The sequence below is a fragment of the Xanthomonas sp. BRIP62409 genome (assembly GCF_003992965.1).
In the GTDB taxonomy this organism is placed as follows: domain Bacteria; phylum Pseudomonadota; class Gammaproteobacteria; order Xanthomonadales; family Xanthomonadaceae; genus Xanthomonas; species Xanthomonas euroxanthea.
The window spans coordinates 22566-31945 of record NZ_QEZJ01000021.1; the positions used below are offsets into that span (position 1 = coordinate 22566).

At 69.0% G+C, this 9380-nt stretch carries 7 protein-coding genes and 1 other RNA gene; 6 read left to right on the forward strand and 2 right to left on the reverse strand.

The annotated features are described in order from the left end of the window. Nucleotides 1-10 precede the first annotated feature (10 nt). The 6 genes from EO170_RS12875 (at nucleotide 11) to bphP (ending at nucleotide 7596) form a co-directional block, all read left to right on the forward strand. Nucleotides 11-400 carry a YchJ family protein gene (locus tag EO170_RS12875; protein WP_126945548.1) on the forward strand — a complete coding sequence of 130 codons (390 nt, stop codon included), beginning with the start codon at nucleotides 11-13 and terminating at the stop codon, nucleotides 398-400. Between the two features lie 160 nt (nucleotides 401-560). Continuing rightward, nucleotides 561-767, forward strand: coding sequence for a hypothetical protein (locus tag EO170_RS12880; RefSeq protein ID WP_104586054.1), 207 nt, complete (start codon nucleotides 561-563; stop codon nucleotides 765-767). A 333-nt stretch (nucleotides 768-1100) separates the two neighbouring features. Beyond that, nucleotides 1101-3263, forward strand: coding sequence for a lytic murein transglycosylase (locus EO170_RS12885; protein ID WP_126945551.1), 2163 nt, complete (start codon nucleotides 1101-1103; stop codon nucleotides 3261-3263). 476 nt (nucleotides 3264-3739) lie between these two features. After that, complete coding sequence (locus EO170_RS12890) at nucleotides 3740-5005, forward strand: TCR/Tet family MFS transporter (RefSeq protein WP_115678165.1); 1266 nt, start codon at nucleotides 3740-3742, stop codon at nucleotides 5003-5005. A 99-nt stretch (nucleotides 5006-5104) separates the two neighbouring features. Continuing rightward, on the forward strand, nucleotides 5105-5698 hold the full coding sequence (locus EO170_RS12895; protein ID WP_119132616.1) for a biliverdin-producing heme oxygenase: 594 nt from the start codon (nucleotides 5105-5107) through the stop codon (nucleotides 5696-5698). Continuing rightward, nucleotides 5695-7596: a bacteriophytochrome BphP gene (gene bphP, locus EO170_RS12900; protein WP_126945554.1), complete on the forward strand. Its 1902-nt coding sequence runs from the start codon at nucleotides 5695-5697 to the stop codon at nucleotides 7594-7596. The genes EO170_RS12895 and bphP overlap by 4 nt, the downstream gene beginning before the upstream one ends. Before the next feature lie 39 nt (nucleotides 7597-7635). On the opposite strand, the gene EO170_RS12905 is transcribed toward bphP, so the two are convergent. Then, nucleotides 7636-7705, reverse strand: a non-coding RNA gene (locus EO170_RS12905) — sX9 sRNA. 54 nt (nucleotides 7706-7759) lie between these two features. Further along, the gene (locus tag EO170_RS12910; RefSeq protein ID WP_126945557.1) at nucleotides 7760-8935 is read right to left on the reverse strand and encodes a benzoate/H(+) symporter BenE family transporter; all 1176 of its coding nucleotides are present in this window, start codon (nucleotides 8933-8935) and stop codon (nucleotides 7760-7762) included. Nucleotides 8936-9380 lie beyond the last annotated feature (445 nt).

The following is a 9380-nucleotide window of genomic DNA, read 5'->3' on the forward strand; positions in this document are numbered from 1 at the left end:
CAATCGCCCGATGCCGACCTCCACACCCACCGATCCCTGTCCCTGCGGCCGCGCCGCCACCTACGCGCAGTGCTGCGGCCAGTACCACGCCGGTGCCGCCGCGCCCGATGCCGAGACCCTGATGCGTGCGCGCTACAGCGCCTACGTCCGCCGTGATGTGGCGTACCTGCTCGCCAGCTGGCATCCGTCCACGCGCCCACCCGCGTTGTCGCTGGACGAGGGCGGCCGCACCACCTGGCTCGGCCTGACCGTGCAACGCGCCATCGTCACCGGCACGGACACGGCCGAGGTGGCGTTTCTGGCCCGCTACCGTATCGGCGGCGGCAGTGCGGTGCGCATGACCGAACACAGCCGCTTCGTGCGCGAAGACGGCAAGTGGTATTACCTCGACGCGCGCTGAGCGGGCGCAGGCCTGGATGCGTCTTGCGCCCTGGCCGCAGGCCGTGAAGCCGTTCAGCCCGACGAACGGCACGGACCGGCACGCTTTGTCGACGCCACGTTCGCAGCCGATCCCGGAAGCTTGCCGCCTCGGCGGAGCGCGCCGCGGGGCAGACACGATCATGGCAACCTTCAATCTCTGGCAGTGGGTGCTTGCGGCCATCGTGGTGTTTGCGATCGTGCTGCCGGCCTGCCTGGCCACTGCACTGATCTGGTTCGGTCCCCGCCACGACGCCCCGCGCAGGGCCCGTGCCCGCCGTGTGTCCGACGCCAGCCCCTCCAGCCCGGCCTTGTCGCTGCTGACCGGCATCACCGGCGACGGCAGCTAGGCGCGGCGATCGACGCCGCTGGGCTGGCGCAGCGCATCCACCAGGCGCGCCGGTTCGGCATCTCGCCTCGGCACGCGACATCGCTCGCTGGAAGGTCATCACCTCATCCGGTCATTCCAGCGGCTTGGTGGCGCGCCTCGGCCTGGAAAGCATGCGCCGCACCCTCACCCCGGCACGTTGCCACCAGCGAGCGCAGCGCACGCTGACGCGGCGACATCGCGACAATTGCCACCTGCACGCCTGCAACCAGCCAGGTTGGCTATCCTCGTCGGCTCGACTTGCCGCAGGAGCGCTCCACCGCATGACCTCCGTCCACACGCCGGCCATCGCGCCGTGATGCCGTCCCGGCGCCTCCTGCCCGCGCTGTTGGCGCTGCTGCCGCTGATCGCCTGCGCCGATCCGGCGTTTGACCGCTGCCTGGCCGGCCTGCAGGCCCAGGCCGCCGCCAAGGGCGTACAGGCCGCCGATTTCCAGCGTTTCACCGCCGGCCTGGCGCCCGATCCCAGCGTGTTGCCGCTGCTCGATGCCCAGCCCGAATTCACCACCCCGATCTGGGACTACCTCGCCAGCCTGGTCGACAGCCAGCGCGTGGCCGACGGCCGGGCGATGCTGGTCACCCATCGCGACCTGCTCACGCGTCTGTCCGAACAGACCGGCGTCGATCCGGCCACCATCGTGGCGGTCTGGGGCGTGGAGAGCGACTACGGCCGCGTCACCGGCAAGCGCCCGCTGCTGGTCTCGCTGGCCACGCTGTCGTGCGCCGGCCGCCGCCAGCCGTTTTTCCGTGGCGAATTTCTCGCCTTGCTCGGCCTGCTGCAGCAAGGCGACCTGTCGCCGGATGGCTTGACCGGCTCCTGGGCCGGTGCCTTCGGGCAGACCCAGTTCATGCCCTCGACCTATGCCCGCATCGCGGTGGATGGCGACGGCGACGGCCGCCGCGACCTGGTCGTCAGCATTCCCGACGCGCTGGCCTCCACCGCCAACTACCTGGTCAAGGCCGGCTGGGAGCGCGCCCGTCCCTGGGGCATGGAAGTGCGCCTGCCGGCCGGCTTCGACGCCAGCAAGGCCGGCCGCACCCGGCGCCAGCCGCTGCAGGCCTGGCAGAACGCAGGGCTGCTCGGCAGCGACGGCAAGGCCCTGGCGCCGAGCGGCCTGCCCGCCGATGCCCCGGCCGCCCTGTTGCTGCCGGCCGGCGCCACCGGCCCGGCGTTCCTGGTGTTCCGCAACTACGACGCGATCTATGCCTACAACGCCGCCGAAAGCTATGCGCTGTCGATCGCCTTGCTCGCCGATCGCCTGCGCGGCGGCCCCGGCCTGGTCGCCGCCTGGCCCACCGACGACCCCGGCCTGGGCCGCCCCGAACGGCGCGAACTGCAGCAATTGCTGCTGGCCCGCGGCCACCTGATCGGCGAGGCCGACGGCATGATCGGCACCGCCAGCCGGCGCGCCATCCAGGTCGAACAGGCCCGCCTGGGCCTGCAGCCGGCCGACGGCCGCCCCGGCCAACGCATCCTCACCGCCCTGCGCGCCGTCCCGCCGGCGACCGGCGCGGCTGCTGTCCGCGCCACCGCGTTCACGCTGCCGGCCGCGTACCCCGCATTTGCCCAATCCCCCATCGTCCAGAAGGCACCTCCCATGTCCGACCTCACCGGCCTGCGCACAGGCGATTTCCACGGTTTCCCCTCGCTGTTGATCGACACCCCGTTCTCCACCGCGGCCATCAGCCTGTTCGGCGGCCAGCTGCTGTCGTTCGTGCCCAAGGGCGGGCAGGACGTGATGTGGCTGTCGCCCACCGCCAAGCAGCCGCCCACCCCGATCCGCGGCGGCGCCCCGGTGTGCTGGCCATACTTCGGCCGCCAGGACCAGACCGGCGAGGTCCCCGCGCACGGCTTCGTGCGCACCGTGCCCTGGCAGCTCACCGAGAGCCGGCGCGAGGACGACGGCACGCTGGTGCTCACGCTGACCCCGCCCAGTTTCGATGACCTGGCGCTGCGCTTGCGCATGACCCTGCGCATCGGCCGCACCCTCGAACAACGCCTGATCACTGAAAACACCAGCCCGGCCCCGGTGCGCTTCACCCAGGCACTGCACAACTATTTCCGCGTCGGCGACGCGCTCACCGTCAGCGTGCAGGGCCTGGACGGGCTGGACTACCTGGACAAGTACGAGAACTACGCCACCGTCCACCGCCAGCAAGGCGACTGGAGCCTGCGCGATCCGCGCGACCCCGGCCGCAGCGACCGCATCTACACCAACGCCGGCGGGCGCTACACCCTGACCGACCCGGTGCTCGGCCGCCGCATCGTCATCGCCACCCAGGGCAGCCGCTCGCTGGTGGCCTGGAACCCGGGCGAAGAGGCCGGCAAAAAGATGGCCGACGTGGGCGATGGCTGGCGCGACTACGTCTGCCTGGAAGCGGCCAATGCCGGCCCGGACGTGATCGAACTCGCCCCCGGCGCCAGCCACACGCTGAGCCAGACCATCAGCGTCGAGTAACCGATCACCGGCACCATGCCATTCCTTCTCCCGCTCGCGGGAGAAGATGCCGGCCCTGGAAGCGGCCAATGCCGGCCCGGACGTGATCGAACTCGCCCCCGGCGCCATCCGCACGCTGAGCCAGACCATCAGCGTCGAGTAACCGATCACCGGCGCCATGCCATTCCTTCTCCCGCTCGCGGGAGAAGGTGCCGGCCCTGGCAGCAGCCAATGCCGGCCCGGACGTGATCGAACTCGCCCCGGCGCCAGCCACACGCTGAGCCAGACCATCAGCGTCGAATAACCGATCACCGGCACCATGCCATTCCTTCTCCCGCTCGCGGGAGAAGGTGCCCGAAGGGCGGATGAGGGCCGGCGGCCATCCAGGCACTCAGCACCAGCTGCCAGGCGGCGCTTGGGTCCGCATTCCATCAGTGCCCCCGGCAACCGATCTCCATCCGCAACTACACTTCCCGCCTCGCTACCTGCGCTGCGCGATGTCTCCCTCCGCCGATTCCGCTCCCGCCACGGGCCGGCGCCGCGCCGCGCTGATTTTCATCTTCATCACCGTGCTGATCGACGTGCTGTCCTTCGGCGTGATCATTCCGGTGCTGCCGGATCTGGTGCGCCAGTTCACCGGGGGCGACTACGCCGTCGCGGCCGGCTGGATCGGCTGGTTCGGTTTCCTGTTCGCCGCCATCCAGTTCGTCTGCTCGCCGCTGCAGGGCACCCTGTCCGACCGCTACGGCCGCCGCCCGGTGATCCTGCTCTCGTGCCTGGGGCTGGGCCTGGATTTCATCCTGATGGCGGTCGCCCATTCCCTGCCGATGCTGCTGCTGGCGCGGGTGATCTCCGGGGTGTGCTCGGCCAGCTTCTCCACCGCCAATGCCTACATTGCCGACGTCACCCCGGCCGACAAACGGGCCGGCGCGTTCGGCATGCTTGGCGCGGCCTTCGGTATCGGGTTTGTCGCCGGTCCGTTGATCGGTGGCTGGCTGGGCAGCATCGGCCTGCGCTGGCCGTTCTGGTTTGCCGCCGGGCTGGCGCTGTTGAACGTGCTGTATGGCTGGTTCGTACTACCCGAATCGTTGCCTGCCGAACGCCGCACGCCACGCCTGGACTGGTCCCATGCCAACCCGCTGGGCGCGCTCAAGTTGCTGCGCCGTTATCCGCAGGTACTCGGCCTGGCCTCGGTGGTGTTCCTGGCCAACCTGGCGCACTACGTCTACCCCAGCATCTTCGTGCTGTTCGCCGGTTACCAGTATCACTGGGGCCCGCGCGAGGTGAGCTGGGTGCTGGCCGGCGTCGGCGTGTGCAGCATCATCGTCAATGCGCTGCTGGTCGGCCGGCTGGTGCGTTGGCTGGGCGAACGCCGTGCGCTGCTGCTGGGCCTGGGCTGCGGGGTGGTCGGTTTCGTCATCTACGGCCTGGCCGACAGCGGCGCCGCGTTCCTGGTCGGCGTGCCGATCAGCGCGTTCTGGGCGATCGCCGCACCGGCCGCGCAGGCCCTGATCACCCGCGAAGTCGGCGCCGATGCGCAGGGCCGCGTGCAAGGCGCGCTGACCAGCCTGGTCAGCCTGGCCGGCATCGCCGGTCCGTTGCTGTTTGCCAATGTGTTCGCCTGGTTCATCGGCCGCGGCGCACCGCTGCATCTGCCTGGCGCCCCGTGGTTGCTGGCGGGTCTCCTGCTGGCCGCAGGCTGGGTCATGGCCTGGAAGCGGGCAGGGCGGGGCGCCGGCGTGGCCCCCGCAGTCCAAGGCTGATGCCAACCTATTCAGCTTGTGCTCGCGCCCGCTTTATCTGATTTGCGCAGTCGCTGCTAGGCTGATGCACTCCGCACCGCAGCACCGCTTCGACTCCCTATGTGTCCTGACACCCTGGCTGTTCCGCCCTCGGCCGCGCTCGCGTTGCGCCATGCCACGCAGGACACCCATCGCCTGGTCGAAACGGTTCCGCTGATGCAGGCGCTGGGGCAGGGGCGGGTCGATCGCGCCGCGTACGCGCTGATCCTGCGCCGGCACCATGCCTTGCTGGCCGGCTTCGAAGTGCAATTGAGCGACTGGCTCAGCACCTTGACCGGTAGCGGCTGGCCGTATCGCCGCCGCGTACCGGCCTTGCGCGAGGACCTGCACACGCTGGGCCAGCAACCGCAGACGGCCATCGCAGCGCCCGCCGCCGGCAGCGATGCCGCGCGCTGGGGCATGCTCTACGTCATCGAAGGCTCGCAACTGGGTGGGCGGATGATCGCGCGCATCTTGCGCAAGCAGCAGCCGGCGCTGGCCGACGCCTTGCGGTATTTCGAACTGGCCAACGACGATCCGGCCGGCTGGCGCCGTTTCCAGGCGGTGCTCGACCAACGCCTGGACACTGCATCCGCGTGCGAGGCCGCCATCGACGGTGCGCAGCGCATGTTTGCCCACTTCCACACCTGTCTTGCAGCGGAGCCGCGCGCGTGAATCAGCCTACCGAACCCCTGGACATGGATGTCTGTGCGCGTGAGCCGATCCATATCCCCGGCCTGATCCAGCCGTACGGCGTTTTGCTGGTGATCGAGCCGGCCGATGGTCGCATCGTGCAGGCCAGCACCACCGCCGCCGACCTGCTCGGGGTGCCGCTGGCCGAGCTGCTGGGCATGGCCTACACCCAGGTGCTGGAACTGCCCGGCGAGCAGCCGTTCGTGGTCGAGGACCAAGCGCAGCATCTGCTGCATGCCGACGTGCGCTTCCCCCTGCGCGCGGCCGCCACCGACCACCCGTGGGTGGCCGCCTGGCATCTGTATCCGGAGCAATGGCTGGTCGAGATCGAGCCGCGCGACGCACGCCTGATGGATGTCACCCTGCGCGAAGCACTGCCGTTGTTGCGCAGTATCGAGCGCGATCCCGGCATCGCCGAAGCCGCCGTGCGCGCCGCCAAGGGACTGCGCAGCATGATCGGCTTCGACCGGGTGATGGTGTATCGCTTCGATGAAGAGTGGAATGGCGACGTCATCGCCGAAGCGCGCCAGCCCGAGCTGGACGCCTATCTCGGCCTGCATTACCCGGCCACCGACATCCCGGCCCAGGCGCGCGCGCTGTACCTGCGCAACCGCGTCCGCCAGATCGCCGATGTCGGCTATCGGGCCTCGCCGATCGAGCCCACGCTGCATCCGCGTCTAGGCACCCCGGTGGATCTGAGCGATGTCAGCCTGCGCAGCGTCTCGCCGGTGCACCTGGAATACCTGGCCAACATGGGCGTGACCGCCACGCTGGTGTCGTCGATCGTCGTCAACGATGCGCTATGGGGGCTGATCTCCTGCCACCACTACAGCCCGCACTTCACCAGCCATGCCATGCGCGATGCCACCGATGCGGTGACCCGCGCGCTGGCCGGGCGTATCGGCGGATTGCAGGCGGTGGCGCGCGCGCACATGGAATCGGTGCTGCTCACCGTGCGCGAGAAGCTGATCACCGACTTCAACGACGCCGACCAGATGACCGTGGAAATGCTCGCCGACATGGCGCCGGACCTGATGGACGTGGTCGACGCCGATGGGGTGGCGATCTTCCACGGCGGCGAGATCAGCCGGCATGGCAGCACCCCGGACGCGGCCGCGCTGCGCCGCATCCGCGACCACATCGAATCCGAGCACCACGACGCCCTGCGCGAAGATGCGGTCGGCGCCCTGCATGTGGATGCGATCGGCGAGGTGTTCCCCGAGCTGGCCGACCTCGCCCCGCTGGCGGCCGGTTTCATTTTCGTGCCGCTGATGCCGCAGTCGCGCAGCGCCTTGCTGTGGACCCGCCGCGAGCAGGTGCAGCAGGTCAAATGGGCCGGCAATCCGCAGCTGGCCAAGCTGCAGGACATTCCCAATTCGCGCTTGTCGCCACGCAAGAGCTTCGACCTCTGGCAGGAAACCGTGCGCGGTCGCGCGCGACGCTGGTCGCCGCTGCACCTGGAATCGGCGCGCAGCCTGCGCGTGCTGATCGAACTGATGGAGCGCAAGCGCTTCCAGCAGGATTTCACCTTGCTCGAAGCCTCGCTCTCGCGGCTGCGCGATGGTGTGGCCATCATCGAACGCGGCACCGCGGACGCGCACCGGCTGATGTTCGTCAATCCGGCCTTCGCAGAACTCAGCCAGACCGAAGTGGCCGACCTGATCAGTTGCGACATCCTGTCCCTGCTGGCCAGCGATGCCGCTCCGTCCAAGGTGGAGCTGCTCGAAGACGCGCTGCGGCAAGGGCGCGCCGCCTATGTCACCCTGCCGCTGCGCTCGCAGGGCGGCGCGCCGGTCTATCGCCAGTTCCACCTCGAACCGCTGCCCAGCCCCAATGGCGTCACCGCCCACTGGCTGCTGCAGCTGCGCGACCCCGAATAAGCGCGGCCCGCAACCGAATCGTCTGCCGCGGCCAGCAGTGGCTGACAAACGTCGCGAGCAGTCGCCAGCCGGGTGCGGACGGCGCGGAAGCACCGCAGTGTTGAGGACTCCGCGCACCGGCCGCGCCCGCCTGGCGGTGCGCGCCGTCGTTTTGATCGCTGCCCTAGGCCCGCGGTCGCAACACCAGCAAGGTGATCGTTCCGGCCACCAGGCCCCAGAACGAGGCGCCGATCCCGCCCAACGTCAGCCCCGATGCGGTCACCAGGAAGGTGATCAAGGCCGCTTCGCGCTCGCTGTCCTGCTGCAAGGCGGCCGCCAGGCTGTTGCCGATCGTGCCCAGCAAGGCGATCCCGGCGATGGCCATCACCAGCTCGCGCGGAAAGGCGGCAAACACCGCCGCCACAGTCGCGCCGAACACGCCGATCAGCACATAGAACACGCCCGCGCTCACCGCAGCGGTGTAACGCCGCGCCGGATCCTCGTGCGCTTCGCGGCCCATGCAGATCGCCGCAGTGATGGCCGCCAGGTTCAAGGCATAGCCACCGAACGGTGCCAGCAGCGTATTGACCACTCCGATCCAGCCGATCGTCGGCGAGATCGGTACCGCGTAGCCGGAAGCGCGGATCACCGCCACGCCCGGCACGTTCTGCGAGGCCATGGTGACCACGAACAACGGAATCGCCAGCCCGAACAACGCCGCCCACGACAACGACGGCACCACCAGCACCGGCCGGGCCAGTTCAAGCTCCACGCTCTTCCACTGCATCAACCCGCTGCCGGCCGCAATCGCCACGCCGACCAGCAAGGTCGCGATCACCGCATAGCGCGCAAACCAGCGCCGCCCGGCCAGATAGGCCGCCAGCATCGCCAGCGCCAGCCACACCTGACTCTGCATCGCCACGAACAGGTCCAGCCCGAAGCGCAACAACACCCCGGCCAGCATGCCCGAGGCCAGCGAGATCGGAATGCGCCGGATTGCCTTCTCAAATAACCCCGAAAAGCCGGCCAGCATGCCAAGCACCGCTGCCACCACGAACGCCCCGATCGCCTCGCGCAACGGCACCCCGGCCGCACTGCCGATCAACATCGCTGCGCCCGGCGTGGACCAGGCCGTCACCACCGGCACCCGGTAACGCAGCGACAGGCCGATGCAGGTCACACCCATGCCGATCCCGAGTGCCCACATCCACGAGGCGATCTGCGCCTGGTCCGCCCCCAGGTGACGTGCCGCCTCGAACACGATCACCGCAGAACTGGCAAAGCCCACCAGTACCGTGACAAAGCCCGCGGCAATCGCAGGCAGGGACAGATCGCGAAGCAGGCTGCGGGAAGGAGGCATCGTGAGCTCTCTATCTCTGGTGCCCGCATTTTCACCGAGCGCGCCGTTGATCGATACCGCGGCAGCTCCTGCATGGAAAGTGCCGCGCGGCTCAACCGCGTCAATCCTGCGCCATGTCCTGGATAGAGGGAGCAGATCCGATACACCGCATGGCACGTGAAACCAGGGCCGTGCTTGGGCGCAACAAGGTCCCTGTCATGCCAGTGTCAAAAAGTGCTTGCACTTCTGCACAGTCTCGATAAACTGCGCGGCCTCGCTCAGTACGGCGGCGCTTCTCGAAGCACCGCAACAACGAACGGGGCGAATCGGAAACATCACAAGGTGTTGACGAAACGAAAAAGCCGGCTATGATGGGCGGCTCGCTACACGGAAAGATGCTTCGGCAGATTGAGGTGCAGCGGCGGCAACTTCCTCTTCACGAGGGGTTGACGAAGATGAAAAGCCT